Source organism: Bacteroides sp. 44_46 (assembly GCF_001915465.1).
GTDB classification, from domain to species: domain Bacteria; phylum Bacteroidota; class Bacteroidia; order Bacteroidales; family Bacteroidaceae; genus Bacteroides; species Bacteroides clarus.
The window spans coordinates 249,885-265,777 of sequence record NZ_MNQO01000020.1 but is presented as its reverse complement, the minus strand read 5'-3'; the positions used below and the strand labels follow the sequence as shown (position 1 = coordinate 265,777).

General features: G+C 47.9%; 10 protein-coding genes. 6 read left to right on the top strand and 4 right to left on the bottom strand.

Annotated elements, in window-relative coordinates; genetic code table 11:
- Positions 1 to 145 precede the first annotated feature (145 nt).
- From BHV73_RS13660 to BHV73_RS14720, 3 genes are read left to right on the top strand one after another with little or no spacing between them, the layout of a single operon-like run.
- A complete protein-coding gene (locus tag BHV73_RS13660; protein ID WP_118467836.1) occupies positions 146 to 1,780 on the top strand; it encodes a sialidase family protein in 1,635 nt (544 codons plus the stop codon).
- 36 nt (positions 1,781 to 1,816) lie between these two features.
- Positions 1,817 to 3,067 (top strand): alpha/beta hydrolase family protein, encoded by a 1,251-nt coding sequence (locus tag BHV73_RS13655; protein WP_009120665.1) that lies wholly within the window; start codon positions 1,817 to 1,819, stop codon positions 3,065 to 3,067.
- Positions 3,068 to 3,103: 36 nt separating this feature from the next.
- Positions 3,104 to 5,725: a cyclically-permuted mutarotase family protein gene (locus tag BHV73_RS14720; protein WP_009120666.1), complete on the top strand. Its 2,622-nt coding sequence runs from the start codon at positions 3,104 to 3,106 to the stop codon at positions 5,723 to 5,725.
- Positions 5,726 to 5,812: 87 nt separating this feature from the next.
- Here BHV73_RS14720 and dnaJ read toward each other — a convergent pair whose 3' ends face one another.
- Both dnaJ and BHV73_RS13635 read right to left on the bottom strand, forming a co-directional pair.
- Positions 5,813 to 6,994 (bottom strand): molecular chaperone DnaJ, encoded by a 1,182-nt coding sequence (gene dnaJ / locus BHV73_RS13640; RefSeq protein WP_009120667.1) that lies wholly within the window; start codon positions 6,992 to 6,994, stop codon positions 5,813 to 5,815.
- A 13-nt stretch (positions 6,995 to 7,007) separates the two neighbouring features.
- Complete coding sequence (locus BHV73_RS13635) at positions 7,008 to 7,625, bottom strand: nucleotide exchange factor GrpE (protein ID WP_286738588.1); 618 nt, start codon at positions 7,623 to 7,625, stop codon at positions 7,008 to 7,010.
- Between the two features lie 339 nt (positions 7,626 to 7,964).
- Here BHV73_RS13635 and BHV73_RS13630 point away from each other — a divergent pair, with 339 nt between their 5' ends.
- A complete protein-coding gene (locus tag BHV73_RS13630; RefSeq protein ID WP_009120669.1) occupies positions 7,965 to 9,581 on the top strand; it encodes an ABC-F family ATP-binding cassette domain-containing protein in 1,617 nt (538 codons plus the stop codon).
- A gap of 92 nt (positions 9,582 to 9,673) precedes the next feature.
- Here BHV73_RS13630 and BHV73_RS13625 read toward each other — a convergent pair whose 3' ends face one another.
- Entirely contained in the window at positions 9,674 to 10,528 is an 855-nt protein-coding gene (locus BHV73_RS13625) for a CPBP family intramembrane glutamic endopeptidase (RefSeq protein ID WP_087413022.1), read from the bottom strand.
- Between the two features lie 123 nt (positions 10,529 to 10,651).
- Between BHV73_RS13625 and BHV73_RS13620 the strand changes: the two genes are divergently transcribed.
- On the top strand, positions 10,652 to 11,701 hold the full coding sequence (locus tag BHV73_RS13620) for a leucine-rich repeat domain-containing protein (RefSeq protein ID WP_087425789.1): 1,050 nt from the start codon (positions 10,652 to 10,654) through the stop codon (positions 11,699 to 11,701).
- A 21-nt stretch (positions 11,702 to 11,722) separates the two neighbouring features.
- On the opposite strand, the gene BHV73_RS13615 is transcribed toward BHV73_RS13620, so the two are convergent.
- Positions 11,723 to 13,864, bottom strand: a complete 2,142-nt coding sequence (locus BHV73_RS13615; RefSeq protein WP_286738584.1) for a Tex family protein — start codon at positions 13,862 to 13,864, stop codon at positions 11,723 to 11,725.
- Between the two features lie 105 nt (positions 13,865 to 13,969).
- On the opposite strand from BHV73_RS13615, the gene BHV73_RS13610 reads away from it, so the two are divergent.
- Positions 13,970 to 15,883 carry a sensor histidine kinase gene (locus BHV73_RS13610; protein ID WP_286738582.1) on the top strand — a complete coding sequence of 638 codons (1,914 nt, stop codon included), beginning with the start codon at positions 13,970 to 13,972 and terminating at the stop codon, positions 15,881 to 15,883.
- Positions 15,884 to 15,893 lie beyond the last annotated feature (10 nt).

Here is a 15,893-nt window from a genome sequence, read left to right as displayed (position 1 = left end):
AAACTGTTCCATGTCGGGAAACTAATGGTTCCCCCGTTGGAACTGACTGTTTCAGCTTAAGAAACAGAGAAGGATTAATATCGTATTTATTTTTATAGCATAAGCGTATCGGTATTATACCGAATAATAAAAGAACATATTTACCATGAAAAAACTCCGATTCTTATTTCTGCTTTATAGTATTATATCGTTTGGTAATCTGCGAGCTGCCGATACCGTATTCGTAAAGGAAGCGCAAATTCCGGTTCTTTTGGAACGGCAGGATAACATACTTTTCTATATACGTTTGGAAACTGATACGGCACAGACATTCAACGACGTAGTTCTACAATTTACGGAAAACACTTCGATGCAGAATATTCAGTCTGTAAAACTCTATTATAGTGGAACGGAAGCTTTGCAAGATTACGGTAAAAAACGTTTTGCTCCTGTATCTTATCTGTCTTTCACTTCACCGGGAAAGACATTGGCAGCGAATCCATCCTATTCCATTTTAAAATCGAAAGTGACTGAACCTGTAAAGAAAGAAATAAAACTGGTGGGAAATCAAAGACTGTTTCCCGGTGTAAATTACTTTTGGATTAGTTTGCAAGTGAAACCTTCAGCTTCTTTGGCTACTAAGATTTCGGCGGAAGTAGTATCCGTAAATTTGGATAATAACAAAGCTCCTCTGCAAGTAGTATCACCAAAAGGCGTTGAGCATCGTGTCGGTATTGGAGTACGTCATGCCGGTGATGATGAATCGACCGCTTATCGTATTCCGGGATTGGTAACTACCAATAAAGGGACTTTGCTGGGGGTATATGATGTCCGGTATAATAATAGCGCAGACTTGCAAGAACATGTGGATGTAGGTTTAAGTCGCAGTACGGATGGCGGACAAACATGGGAGAAGATGCGTTTACCCCTCTCTTTTGGTGAATACGACGGTTTACCTGCCGCACAGAATGGGGTGGGTGACCCTTCTATTTTGGTGGATAACAAGACTAATACCGTATGGATTGTAGCTGCATGGACTCATGGGATGGGGAATCAGCGTGCATGGTGGAGCTCGCATCCGGGAATGGACTTAAACCGCACCGCCCAATTGGTGGTGACTAAAAGTACGGACGATGGTAAAACGTGGTCTGCTCCAATCAATATAACCGGCCAAGTGAAAGATCCTTCCTGGTATTTCTTGTTGCAAGGTCCCGGAAGAGGTATTACGATGGATGATGGTACATTGGTCTTTCCTACTCAGTTCATAGATTCTACCCGCATTCCCAATGCAGGAATTATGTATAGTAAAGACGGTGGAAAAACCTGGAAAATGCATAATTATGCCCGTACCAATACAACGGAAGCGCAAGTAGCCGAAGTTGAACCGGGAGTACTGATGTTGAACATGCGTGACAACCGTAAAGGAAGCCGTGCCGTTGCAACAACAAAAGATTTGGGGCTGACTTGGACGGAGCACGTGTCTTCACGTAGTGCGCTTCAGGAACCTGTTTGCATGGCAAGTCTCATCAGCGTGAAAGCTAAAGATAACATCTTGGATAAAGACATACTGATATTTTCCAATCCTAATACAACGAAAGGACGTCATAGCACTACCATTAAAGTCAGTTTGGATGGTGGTGTCACCTGGCTGCCGCAACACCAGTTACTGCTGGATGAAGACAATAACTGGGGATACTCATGCCTGACAATGATTGACAAAGAAACCGTCGGTATTTTGTATGAGAGCAGTGTTGCTCAGATGACCTTTCAGGCAGTGAAGTTGAAGGATATTGTGAAATAAGATAGAGATAGCTGCAAGGCTTTGAATCATGAAGAGATGAAAAAAAGAAATATAATGATTGGTCTGCTTCTATGCTGGTACATATTGGTTGCAGCCCAAGTGACGGGATGGTCACCGGATGAACACAAAGTGATTCGCTCCGGTCGTGACGACGGAAGATTCCTCAGCTCTTATGGCGTGGTGCATACCATGTTATCCGATATAGAGCCGGAGTGTGCTTTTCGTCCGGACATGAGTAAAAGGGAATTTTCCAAATGGCAGAAGAAAGTCCGTAAGTCTATGCAAGAGATTATGAACTTTCCGAAACGACAGGATAACTCTTCGGTTCCCAAGTGTATTCATACTGTACAACGTGACGGTTACCAACTTGAAAAATGGGAATATTATCCTTTATCCGGATGTGTATCCACATTTCTGGTACTAATACCGGATAGTTTGGTGAAACCGTCACCTGCCATTTTATGTATTCCGGGTTCGGGCGGTTCTAAGGAAGGATTGGCCGGCGAACCGGGGATAACCGCTAAATTCGATGATGATTACCGCAATCCAAAAGTGACTATGGCGCTAAACTTTGCCAAAGCCGGATATATTGCGGTGGCCGTAGATAATCCGGCGGCAGGTGAAGCGGCTGATCTGGAACGGTATGTCCGAGGCAGAAACTATAACTATGACTTGTTTTCCCGTTTCTTGCTGGAAATGGGATGGAGTTACTTGGGATATACGGCTTATCTGGATATGCAGGTACTTGAGTGGATGAAGTCGCGGCCTTATATCCGTAAAGACCGTATTGTGGTCAGTGGATTTTCTTTGGGTACGGAACCATTAATGGTTTTGGGGGTACTGGATCCCTCTATATACGCTTTTGTCTACAATGATTTTCTGTGTCAAACCCAGGAAAGAGCTTTGGTGATGACCGCTCCCGATAAGAATGGAACCCGTATCTTTCCCAACTCAATCCGGCACTTGATTCCTAATTTCTGGCGCAAGTTTAACTTTCCGGATATTGTAGCCTCGTTGGCTCCGCGTCCTGTCATCCTGACGGAAGGCGGATTAGACCGCGACTTCAATATAATTCGTAAGGCTTACGAAATATCCGGTTATCCATCTAATGTGGAGATGTACCATTATCCTAAATTTGCCGACCCACAAAAGCGCAAAAAGATTGATAAACTGCCCGAAGGATTAAGTAGGGATGAGTATTTTAATAGGGTGAATGTAGATGCGCCTGACCATTATTTTAAATCGGAGTTAGTCATTCCCTGGCTGAAAAAACACTTGAAAGAATAATTGAAATCGTTAATTATACCTTTATATCATACAGAAATGAGGAAAGTATTGTTTTTATTCTTTAGCTTGTTCTGCTGCACTTGTCTTTGGGCTCAAAAGAAAGTGAAAGCGGCTGGTATAGGAAATGGTATTACTTATGGTGCAGAGATAGCAAATCGGGAGAAAGAGTCTTATCCCGTCTGTTTGCAAGTATCAGACCTGTATACCGACAATATGGTGTTGCAGCGTGATACTCCATTGAAAATACACGGGAAAGCGAATGCGGGTGAACCGGTTTCAGTAAGTGTCGCTCATCAGAAGATTACTGTCCGGGCAGACGATAACGGCTGCTGGTCTGTGCAACTCATGCCTTTGCAGGCAGGCGGACCTTATACATTATCCATATCTACTGGAAAACAGACCCTGTCTTATAAAAATGTATTGATTGGTGAGGTCTGGTTATGTTCCGGACAATCCAACATGGAGTTTATGTTGAAACAGGCAGCTACCGCGCAAACTGATGTTTCGGAAGCAAATGATGACAAACTTCGTCTGTTTGATATGAAAGCGCGCTGGCGTACGGATGCGGTGGCGTGGGATGCGTCGGTGTTAGACTCCCTGAATCATTTGCAATATTATAAACCGACTGTCTGGACATCTTGTACTTCTGGCACGGCGGCTTCTTTTTCTGCTGTTGCTTATCATTTCGGTAAAATGCTTCGTGATAGTCTGAATGTCCCGGTGGGCTTGATATGCAATGCTGTCGGCGGTTCACCTACGGAAGCATGGATAGACCGCCGTACATTGGAATTTGAGTTTCCGGCTATCTTACATGATTGGACAAAGAATGACCTTATTCAAGACTGGGTGCGTGAAAGGGCTGCTTTGAACATAAAATATGCTACCGATAAGCGGCAACGTCATCCTTACGAACCTTGTTATCTGTTTGAATCCGGTATTCGTCCCTTGGATAAATATCCGTTGAAAGGGATTGTCTGGTATCAGGGAGAATCGAATGCCCATAATAAGGAAGCGCATGAAAAACTTTTTAAACTATTGGTTGACAGTTGGCGTTCCAACTGGGATGAACCGGATCTGCCTTTTTATTATGTGCAACTGTCAAGCATCGACCGCCCGTCGTGGACATGGTTCCGCGATAGTCAGCGAAGATTGATGAAATGTGTTTCCAATACGGGAATGGTTGTATCCAGTGATCAGGGAGATTCATTGGATGTACACCCTGCCAATAAGAAACCGATTGGCGAGAGATTGGCGTATTGGGCTTTGAACCGCACTTATGGACATGAAAATGTACTCCCTTCCGGTCCGTTGTTTCGCTGTGCGGAATTCAAAAATGGAGCTGTATATGTTTCGTTCGACTATGGCGATGGTTTGGGTAGTGTTGATGAGGCTCTTTTGTGTTCGTTTGAAGTGGCGGAGGAAGACGGGGTTTATGAACTTGCTACTGCCGTAGTTGAGGATGACTGTCTGAAAGTGTATAATACCAATATTAAGAATCCCCGTTTTATTCGCTATGGATGGCAACCGTTTACCCGTGCCAATCTGGTGAATAAGGCGGGATTGCCGGCTTCGACTTTCCGTGCTGCCGCACCTGTCGCATATGTCACTATTGATAAAATCAGCCGGATGCAGGGTTTTCCACAGGAAGATAAGGATTTTGCCAAAGGTGTTTCGGCTTGCTTTGCAGGAATAGCGGCAGGGCAATTATTGATTGCCGGCGGTTGTAATTTTCCTGAAATACCGGCCTATGCCGGTGGTGCTAAGAAATATTATCGCGATATTTATACGGCGCTAATACCGAAGGACTCCATATTGGTTTGGCAGAGAGTGGGGCAGCTGCCGCAGGCAATGGCCTATGGTGTATCTGTGTCTACTACCGATGGAGTCATCTGTGTAGGGGGGATGAATGAGCGGGGAGCTTTGTCTGTAACTTATCGTATACGTGTGGCAGATAAGAAAGCTATTGTGGAAACATTACCTTCATTGCCTTGCACGCTGGATAATATGACAGGCGCGTTATTGGGAAATAAACTCTATGTTGCCGGGGGAAACAAGAACGGCAAGGCATCCAATGCATTTTATTGTCTCGATTTGGAGCAACTGCCTCAAGGGTGGCGGGAACTGCCCGCCTTTCCGGGCGCTCCTCGGGTACAACCGGTAAGTGCCGCACAACTGGATGCTGATGGGCAATTATGTTTCTACCTGTGGAGTGGCTTTGCAGCGCCGGTGGAAGGACGTGCCGCTTCTCTCTCGGTTGATGGATATGTATATTCACCGGCTGCCGATACTTGGACACCATTACCCGAGGTGGTGAATGAGGCAGGCGAAACAGTTTCTTTAGGCGGTGGCGTGGCGACTGCTTGGGGTAAGAATCTGATTATCTGTATGGGTGGTGTTGATAAAGACATCTTTTTGCGTGCGCTTCAAAAACCGGCTGCCGATTATTTGACTCATCCGGTGGAATGGTATCGTTTTAATAAGCGGATTCTTGTGTATGATGTGCGCTTACAAGAGTGGCAAACAATAGCTTGTACGCCGGATACCGCTCGTGCGGGCGCAGCATTGGTGATATGCGGAAAAAATATCTTTTGTATCAATGGAGAATTAAAACCGGGAGTTCGTACTCCGGGAATTACCCGCATTGCAATTAAAGAGTAAAGTATAAACGCTATTTCTATAAACGGAAATCCCTATAAAGTACTATTCTTTATAGGGATTTCCGTTTATAGAGATGCGACTTTTGTATTAGTCAAACAAACTCTTGAACTTCTTGAAAATCTTCTCCTTAATAGAAGTATTCGGCTTGAAATTATCCGAACCTTCCATTTCTTCCAAGGCTTTTTTCTCCTCTTTATTCAGAGTTTCAGGTACATATACACTGACATTCACCAGTAAATCCCCGGTACCGTATCCGTTTACATTAGGCAAACCCTTGCCGCGTAAGCGGAGAACCTTTCCCGGTTGTGTACCCGATTCGATTTTCACCTTCACCTTACCGTCGATGGTGGGTATTTCTACCGCACCGCCCAATGCCGCTGTCGGGAAGCTGAGCAACAGGTTATAAATCAAGTCGTTTTCGTCACGAATCAGTTCCTTATCCTGTTCTTCCTCTACAAGAATCAGCAAGTCGCCCGGTACGCCGTTGTGCTTGCCGGCATTACCTTTGCCGCCCATGGAGAGCTGCATGCCTTCGGCTACGCCTTTCGGGATGTTTACGGTAACAACTTCTTCACCGTAGACGATTCCTTCACCGGCACATTCCTTACATTTATTCTTGATAACTTTACCTTCGCCGCCACAGGTAGGACAGGTGGTGCGTGTCTGCATCGTTCCGAGAATGGTCTGCTGGTTGCGGATTACCGTACCGCTGCCTTTACAGGTAGGACAGGTTTCCGCGCCGCCGTCTCCCTCTGCACCGGTTCCGTGACAGTGGCTGCAGGGTACATACTTTTTCAGTTTGAATTTCTTCTCTACTCCGGTAGAAATCTCCTTGAGGTTCAGCTTCACTTTAACGCGCAAGTCCGAGCCGCGATAACGGCGTTGCTGTTGCGCGCCACCGCCGCCGAATCCGCCGAAACCACTGAAACCGCCGCCAAAGCCACCGCTGTGTCCGCCGAATATATCGCCGAACATGGAGAATATGTCGTCCATGGACATACCACCGCTGAAACCGCCGAACGGTCCGCCGTTACCGGCGGCACCACCCATTCCGGCATGGCCGAATTGGTCGTAACGGGCACGCTTGTCCGGATTGCTTAATACATCGTATGCTTCCGCCGCTTCCTTAAACTTCTCCTCGGCTACCTTGTCGCCGGGGTTTTTGTCGGGGTGATATTGGATGGCTTTCTTGCGATAGGCTTTCTTTATCTCTTCTACCGATGCTGTTTTTTCGACTTCCAGTACTTCGTAATAATCTCTTTTTTCCATATAACTGTGTATGTTATTCTCCAACCACTACTTTGGCATGGCGGATTACTTTGTCGTTTAGCGTGTAACCGGTTTGTACGCAGTCCAGAATTTTACCTTTCAAAGCTTCGTCGGGAGCCGGGATTACGGCAATGGCTTCGTGGTAGTCTGTGTCAAGCGGCTGTTCTTTGGTTTCGATTACTTTGACACCGTTCTGACCCAATACCGTCATAAACTTGTTGTAGATAAGCTCCACACCTTCTTTTACGGCAGCTACATCGGTGGCGGTCTCCATGTTTTTCAGGGCGCGTTCAAAGTCGTCCACGATAGGAAGAATGCTGCTGATGCTCTTTTCTCCACCATTCAGGATAAGTTCGGCTTTTTCTTTCATTGTACGTTTACGGTAGTTGTCGAACTCGGCGGAGAGACGCAGATACTTGTCTTTCTGGTCTTCAATCTCTGCATTGGCCTTTTCCAATTCCTGAGCGAGTTTCTCTTCTTCAGTCAGGGCAACCTCTTCTTTTTCAGTTGTTTCCTCGCCGTTCTCATCTTGGACGGTTTGCTCTTTCAACTCTTCTTCGTTGATGTTTTCTTTTTCTTTCGGGTCCATATTGTTATGCTTGTTATTCTTATAAAATGATTTCGCTTTCATTGCTGTCAAGGGTTTAAGTTAATATGATACGGTTTTGATAGCAAAAACTTTGCCAAATTGACGGCTTTTGCCAAAAACGTTGCAAAGGTAATACTTTTATGTCAGATTGACAGCGAAATATTCCATAAATAGGAAGTTAACATCGTGCGGGGAGTAAGTTAACTTGATAGGTTGCAGTAAGTTAACGTCATTGCAGATGTTTACTTAACTTCATATCATGCAATAAGTTAACTTGTTGTAAGCTGTTTTACCGTATTATTTCGTATCTTTGTGCCCGCAATTCGCAGAGTTATAGGTATTAAATAGTAAGTAGTACATAATAAAATAGTAAATATAAAGATGATTACAGTCTCGAACGTATCGGTACAGTTTGGTAAAAGAGTGTTGTTTAATGATGTAAACTTGAAGTTTACAAGTGGTAATTGTTATGGTATAATCGGTGCTAACGGTGCGGGAAAGTCCACTTTCTTGCGGACCATTTCGGGAGATTTGGATCCGACGACCGGCTCTATCATGCTGGGACCGGGCGAACGTCTGTCTGTATTGAGTCAGGACCACTTTAAGTGGGATGCCTATACGGTGATGGATACCGTAATGATGGGGCATACGGTGTTATGGGACATTATGAAACAACGTGAGGCGCTCTATGCCAAGGAAGACTTCACGGATGAGGACGGTTTGAAAGTTTCCGAACTGGAAGAGAAATTCGCCGAGCTCGACGGCTGGAATGCGGAAAGTGACGCTGCCGCTTTATTGAGCGGGTTGGGCATCAAGGAAGACAAGCATTACGTGCTGATGGGCGAGCTGAACAATAAGGAAAAAGTACGTGTCATGCTGGCGCAGGCTTTGTATGGCAATCCCGATAACTTGCTGCTGGACGAGCCTACCAATGACTTGGACATGGACACCGTAACCTGGTTGGAAGAGTACCTTGCCAATTTTGAACATACCGTTTTGGTAGTGAGCCACGACCGCCACTTCCTTGACTCCGTGTGTACGCATACGGTGGATATCGACTACGGAAAGATTAACCTCTTTGCCGGTAATTATAGTTTCTGGTATGAATCCAGCCAGTTGGCTCTCCGTCAGCAACAGAACCAGAAGGCTAAAGCCGAGGAGAAGAAGAAAGAGCTGGAAGAGTTTATCCGCCGTTTCAGCGCCAATGTGGCAAAGAGCAAGCAGACTACCAGCCGTAAGAAGATGCTGGAGAAACTGAATGTGGAAGAAATCAAACCGTCGTCACGTAAATATCCGGGTATCATCTTCACTCCCGAACGCGAACCGGGCAATCAGATTCTTGAAGTTTCGGGACTGACAAAAACGTTGGAAGACGGTACGGTATTGTTCCGCGATGTGAACTTCAATGTGGAGAAAGGGGATAAAATCGTATTCCTTTCACACGATCCGCGTGCTATGACCGCCTTGTTCGAGATTATCAACGAGAATATGAAGCCGGATGCGGGAACTTTCAACTGGGGCGTAACAATTACCACCGCTTACCTGCCGCTGGATAACACCGCTTTCTTCAATACGGACTTGAATCTGGTAGATTGGTTGAGTCAGTTCGGCGAGGGCAATGAGGTATACATGAAGAGCTTCCTCGGCCGTATGCTTTTCTCCGGCGAAGAGGTGTTGAAGAAAGCAAGCGTATTGTCGGGTGGTGAGAAGATGCGTTGTATGATTGCGCGTATGCAGTTGCGCAATGCCAACTGTTTGATTCTGGATACTCCGACCAATCATCTTGACTTGGAGTCTATTCAGGCATTCAACAATAATCTGAAGACGTATAAAGGCAATATCCTGTTCTCATCCCATGACCACGAGTTTATCCAGACCGTGGCGAACCGTATCATCGAGCTGACACCGAACGGTATTATCGACAAGATGATGGAGTATGATGAATATATCACTTCGGACCATATCAAGGAATTGAGAGCGAAGATGTATAATAAATAGTGGTTAGTGATTAGTGATTAGTGATTAGTAAGCTGCGCTATATATGGTGAGATACTAATCACTAACCACTAATCGCTAACCACTAACTGTTATCAATTTTTTCTGAACATTTTTAAAATCACTGCTGTTCCCGCTACCATTAGTACCGTACAAAGTATGGAACCTTCAAAACCGAAAGCTCCGCCGTTTATCAGATTGGCCTCGGGCAGATAGAGCGTCAGCAAACCGTCACAAAATTTATTTCCACTGACTTCATAACCCAAAACCGGACCTTGTATCCAGTTCCAGAACCAGTGTAAAGCTATCGGGAAACAGAGATTACGCGTGTATATATAAGAAGAACCTAAAAGAATGCCTGCCAGCAGGATGTTGATAAAAGACAGAAAGTCGAAGTTCGGATTGGCTATATGAACCAGCGAGAACAGGGTGGCGGAGAGAAACAATGCCCAAAACTTATTCACCCCGCCTTGCAGCATACGCTCCAATACAAACCCCCGCAATGCGAATTCTTCTGTAATGGCTACCAGCAAAAAGAAAACAAAGCTAATCAATAAGGAAGAAGGATTGAATACAACTCCTGCAATCTCTATCGCTCCTGCCAATAAGGATACGCCGAATCCTACCGCATAAAGAACGATTGCCAGTGATATTCCTGATAACAAATCTTTCTTACGTATCGCCAAAGAGCGTCCCAATCCGGCTAATGAAACTCCTCGGAAATGCCATACAATCCAAGCGGAGAGGAATATACCTATCAGCATCAGTGTTTCGCTCAGGACAAAATAGAACATCTTATCGGCTCCTTCCTTACCCAGCTTTTGCAATACTGACGAGAAAGGTATACCTAGTATTGTAATAATGATAACAGCAAGCGTGACAAAAGATATGATATCGATTGCCACTTTTCCAAAACGTTTGGCTTTGGGCTCATTTCCAATGGTTTCCATGCGTAAAAAATAATTTCAGTTAATTAATATCCGACAAAAATAGCAATAAAAAGAGAAATCATTATTCAAGGTTGACGGTTTCTTCTTATATTTGGAAAATCAAATCAATCTGACACTTAAAACATGAACCTGAGAAAAATACTTTTAGCGGCCGCCGGATTGGGCATGATGATATTGAACACCTCTGCCCAGACTTCCAAGCGCTATACCGTTGCCAAGCCCGGCACTTTGGTGGAAATGCTGACCGAAGATGAGGCGAATGAGATTACGCACCTTGTCCTGCAAGGCAAACTGAACGCGATTGATTTCCGCCATCTGCGGGATGAGTTCAAGAAACTGCAAATACTGGATATATCCAATGCGTCTATCAGCATGTATGCCGGAAAGAACGGTACGCATCCCGACCGCTTCTATATCTATCCGGCCAATTGCATTCCGTCCTACGCCTTTTGCAAGCAGCTTAGCGACAGTACTTTTATCGGAAAGACATCTTTGACGCAGGTCATCCTGTCCGATAAGACCAAGAACATCGAAGACGGTGCATTCAAGGGATGTACCAATTTGAAGATTTGCCGTATACGCAAAAAAACTCCCCCGAACTTGCTGCCCGAAGCCCTGGCCGACAGCGTGACAGCCATATTCGTCCCTCTGGGCAGCAGCGACTCGTATCGCCGCGGCAAACGGTGGGAGACATTTGCTTTCATAGAAGGCGAACCGGTGGGAGCCACTGTACAGATAGCTACGATGGGCAGCCTTGCCAGCGAACTGATTCGCGCCGGCATACAGCCCAAAGATGTCAACTTCCTTACGGTAGAGGGCAAAATGGACGAAGCGGACTTCACATTGATACGCAATTATATGCCCAACCTGGTAAGCGTAGACCTGTCCAAATGTAACGCCACGGTCATTCCCGACTATACATTCACTCAAAAGAAATACCTGCTCAATATCACATTGCCCCATGCCTTAAAGAGCATCGGCCAACGTGCATTTAGCGGATGCGGACGGTTATGCGGCACATTGGAGCTTCCCCCCGGCGTAACAGCCATAGAATACGGCGCATTCATGGGATGCGACAACCTTCGCTACGTCCTTGCCACCGGCGATAAAATCACAACTTTAGGAGATAACCTCTTCGGTAACGGCAAAGACAAGCTGACTTATAAAAAATAATGAAGAATGAGGTATTCTCATTTATCCATTCCCTTGCTCCACCCCGATCATCGTCAACTGTATGCGTTTCCGTTCGGTATCTACGCTGAGTACCTTTACGCGTACCTGCTGGTGGATGGACACAATCTCATTAGGGTCTGATACATACTTCTGCGCAAGTTGCGAGAGGTGTATCAGGCCGTTTTCTTTGATACCGATGTCGACGAAAGCGCCGAAATTGGTGATATTCCCCACGATACCCGGCAGTTCCATACCTATGCGCAAATCATCAATCGTGCGTACATTCTTGTCGAACTCGAATACTTTGATCGGGCCGCGAGGGTCACGTCCCGGCTTTTCGAGCTCTTGCAGAATATCTTTCAAGGTGGGCATTCCGACGGTGGGAGAGAGATACCGTTCGGGCTGTATCTTCAGGCGCAGTTCCTTGTTGGCGAGCAGTTCGGCTACGCTGCATCCCAAATCGGCGGCCATCTGCTCTACGATATGGTAACTCTCGGGGTGCACCGCCGTATTGTCCAGCGGGTTCTTGGCATCCGGTATGCGCAGGAAGCCGGCGCATTGCTCAAAGGCCTTTGCGCCCATACGCGGAACTTTCATCAACTCCTTGCGGGAAGCGAATGCTCCGTTCTCGGCACGATAGTTCACGATGTTTTGAGCCAGTTGGGGGCCGAGTCCCGAAATGTATGTAAGCAGATGACTGCTGGCGGTGTTCAGATTGACGCCGACCAGGTTTACGCAGTTCTCTACGGTCTGGTCGAGTGACTTCTTCAGCTTGCTTTGGTCTACATCGTGCTGATATTGCCCTACGCCGATGGATTTCGGGTCTATTTTGACAAGCTCCGCCAGCGGGTCCATCAGCCGGCGCGCGATGGATACGGCGCCGCGCACCGTCACGTCGTATTCGGGAAACTCATCCCTGGCGATTTTGGAAGCGGAATAAATGGAAGCGCCCTGCTCGCTGACAATGAAAATCTGCACTTCCCGGTTGAACGTATGCCGTTTCAGAAAATCTTCCGTTTCCCGGCTGGCGGTACCGTTTCCGATGGCGATGGCTTCCACTTTGTAGGCTTCTATCATCTTCTGCAGTTTGGCAAACGCCTCTTTGCCCTGGTTTACCGGCGGGTGCGGGTAGATGTTCTCGTTGTGCAGCAGGTTACCCTGCGCATCCAGACACACCACCTTGCAGCCGGTACGGAATCCCGGGTCTATTCCCATCACCCTTTTCTGTCCTAACGGCGACGCGAGCAGCAACTGCCGCAGGTTTTCCGCGAATACCCGGATGGCTTCATCATCGGCGCGTTCCTTGCTTTGCGCGGCAAACTCGGTCTCGATGGACGGTTTGAGCAGACGCTTGTAAGCATCCTGCACAGCTTCCGCCACCTGCTTTCCGCAAGCGTTGCCGCTCTGTACAAACTGCCGTTCCAACCGTTCCACACACTCTTCATCGTCGGGGCTGATACTCACTTTGAGCAAACCTTCCGCTTCGGCGCGGCGAATGGCGAGCAGACGGTGCGAGCTGCACCGCTTCAAGGGTTCCGCACAGTCGAAATAATCCCTGTATTTGGCTCCTTCTTCCTCTCTGCCTTTTATCACCTTGGCGGTCAGTACGGCTTGGCGGGCGAAAGTGTTGCGCAATGTGTTACGGGCGCGCTCGTTCTCGCTCACCAGTTCGGCGATGATGTCGCGCGCGCCTTTCAGGGCGTCGTCCGGGCTTTTCACATCCCCTTTCACAAAGTCGGCGGCGCGCTGCCGGGGATGAGGCTCGCGTTGGAGCATCAATAGGGTGGCAAGCGGTTCGAGCCCCTTTTGGCGGGCGGCTTCCGCGCGGGTTTTGCGTTTGGGCTTGTAAGGCAGGTAAATATCTTCGAGGACGGTGCCGTCCCATGTCTCATCGATACGTCTTTGCAGTTCGGGAGTCATTTTCCCCTGTTCGCGGATGGTGCCGATGATGGTCTCCTTCCGCCTGGCCGTTTCCTTCAGCTTTTCGTAGTGGGTTTGGATGGATTCTATCTGCACTTCATCCAGTCCGCCCGTCATTTCCTTACGGTAGCGGCTGATAAACGGGATGGTCGCTCCGTCATCGAGCAGGGCGAGTGTCTGCCCGATTTGTTTTTCTGATATGCCGAGAATGGCAGCTATCATGCTGTGAAAGATTTGTGTCATGTCAGCTTCTTTTTAATAATGAGCGCCAAAAGTACGAAAAACAATCTTTCTTTACGCCTTTTTTGAGTTTTATTGTATCTTTGCGACAGTTCAAGAGGACGTTAAATGAGACAATCCAAGAAAATACTTTATAGAACACTGCTTTGCCTGACGGCATTCTTCTCCCTCATGTTCCCGGCCTTTTCTGCGACGGGCGACCATCCTGTACTGATTATCAGTTCTTATAATCCGGACTCGCGCCAAACTTCGGACAACATTTCCAACTTCATGGAAGAGTTTCAGCGTTTGGGCGGTACATGCGGTGTGGAGCTGGAGAACATGAACTGCAATAGTTTCTCCGAGTCTCCCTTGTGGAAGACGAGAATGGCGGGCATCCTGTCCAAGTACCGGGATACGAAAGAACCCTCGCTCGTCATACTGATAGGACAGGAAGCGTGGGCTGCCTATCTGTCTCTGGAAGACTCCGTCCGGGGCGACGTTCCGGTAATGACGGCGCTTGCCAGCCGCAATGTAGTGCTTTTGCCGGAGCAGGGCGCGGACTTGAAGACATGGATGCCGGAGTCGCTGGACTTCTTCGCCGACTTCGCCGGCTCCCCGATTAAGAGCGGCTTTGTCTATCAGTACGATGTGGCCGCCAATATCCGCATGATAAAACGGTTGTACCCCCAAACGGAACATATCGCCTTCATCTCCGACAACAGCTACGGTGGCGTAACCTTGCAGGCGCATGTGGTAAAAGAGATGAAGAAATTCCCCGAATTAAGCCTTATCCTCTTGGACGGGCGTGTCAACACGATTTATACCATCAGTGACAAACTGCACTCGCTGCCCCCGCGCACCGTTCTGCTGATGGGCACATGGCGCGTGGACATGAACGACGGCTACTTCATGCGCAACGCCACTTATGCCATGATGGAAGCCGCTCCCGGCCTGCCCGCATTCTCCATTACGTCCGTAGGCATCGGCTACTGGGCTGTGGGCGGAGTAGTGCCCGTCTACCGTGCGCTGGGCAGGGATATGGCGCGGCAGGCTGTCCGTGTGCTGGCAAACCCGAAGAACTCCGAGATAGAGATTATATCCTGCGAAACCGTCATGGACGGCAAACTGGTGAAGGAGAGGAAGCTCGATATCGCTTCGATTCCCGGCCCCATCCGGCTGGTGAATGTCACTCCGGGCTTCTATGAGCAATATAAGTACCATATATGGGGAGTGGCTGCCGTTCTGGTCATCCTGCTGACGGGCTTGCTCATCACGCTCTATTTCTTCTACCGCACCAAGAGGCTGAAAGACGAGCTGGAAGTGTCCGAAGCCGCCCTGCGTGAGGCGAAGGACAGGGCGGAAGAGTCCAACCGCCTGAAAAGCGCGTTCCTCGCCAATATGAGCCATGAGATACGTACGCCGCTGAACGCCATTGTGGGATTCTCGGACGTGCTTTCCGCCGGAGATACCGCCATAGACGACCAGCGCGGATATTTCGAGATAATCAAAGCCAACTCGGACTTGCTGCTCCGGCTGATAAACGACATACTGGATGTGTCCCGCCTGGAAGCCGACCGCGTTACTCTCACCCTGGAGAAGTGCGATGTGGTGCAGGTCTGCATGCAGGTGACGGCTTCCGTGACACAGGCGCGCCGGTCGTCCAACCGGATAGTGTTTGAAAGCGCCGCAGACAGCCTGGAAATCCGTACGGACATCCAGCGTTTGCAGCAAGTGGTCATCAACCTGCTGTCCAATGCGGACAAGTTTACGGAGAACGGCACGATAACGTTGAAACTCGAACCGGACATGCGGAACCGCACCGCCCTGTTCTCCGTATCGGACACCGGCTGCGGCATACCGCCGGAGAAGCGGAAGCGGGTCTTCGAACGGTTCGAGAAACTGAACGAATACGCGCAAGGCACAGGCCTGGGGCTGTCCATCTGCAAACTGATTGTGGAGAAGTGGGGCGGCAGGATATGGATAGATTCGCAGTACACCCGCGGCGCCCGTTTTGTGTTTACCCACCCGCTGGATTTATGAAACAGATGAG

What these genes read in the sequence shown, in the direction of transcription:
- dnaJ (WP_009120667.1), bottom strand. Translation starts at nt 6,994, where the DNA reads ATGGAAAAAAGAGATTATTACGAAGTACTGGAAGTCGAAAAAACAGCA.
- BHV73_RS13620 (WP_087425789.1), top strand. Translation starts at nt 10,652, where the DNA reads ATGAACCTGAGAAAAATACTTTTAGCGGCCGCCGGATTGGGCATGATG.
- BHV73_RS13660 (WP_118467836.1), top strand. Translation starts at nt 146, where the DNA reads ATGAAAAAACTCCGATTCTTATTTCTGCTTTATAGTATTATATCGTTT.
- BHV73_RS14720 (WP_009120666.1), top strand. Translation starts at nt 3,104, where the DNA reads ATGAGGAAAGTATTGTTTTTATTCTTTAGCTTGTTCTGCTGCACTTGT.
- BHV73_RS13625 (WP_087413022.1), bottom strand. Translation starts at nt 10,528, where the DNA reads ATGGAAACCATTGGAAATGAGCCCAAAGCCAAACGTTTTGGAAAAGTG.
- BHV73_RS13655 (WP_009120665.1), top strand. Translation starts at nt 1,817, where the DNA reads ATGAAAAAAAGAAATATAATGATTGGTCTGCTTCTATGCTGGTACATA.
- BHV73_RS13630 (WP_009120669.1), top strand. Translation starts at nt 7,965, where the DNA reads ATGATTACAGTCTCGAACGTATCGGTACAGTTTGGTAAAAGAGTGTTG.
- BHV73_RS13635 (WP_286738588.1), bottom strand. Translation starts at nt 7,625, where the DNA reads ATGAAAGCGAAATCATTTTATAAGAATAACAAGCATAACAATATGGAC.
- BHV73_RS13615 (WP_286738584.1), bottom strand. Translation starts at nt 13,864, where the DNA reads ATGACACAAATCTTTCACAGCATGATAGCTGCCATTCTCGGCATATCA.
- BHV73_RS13610 (WP_286738582.1), top strand. Translation starts at nt 13,970, where the DNA reads ATGAGACAATCCAAGAAAATACTTTATAGAACACTGCTTTGCCTGACG.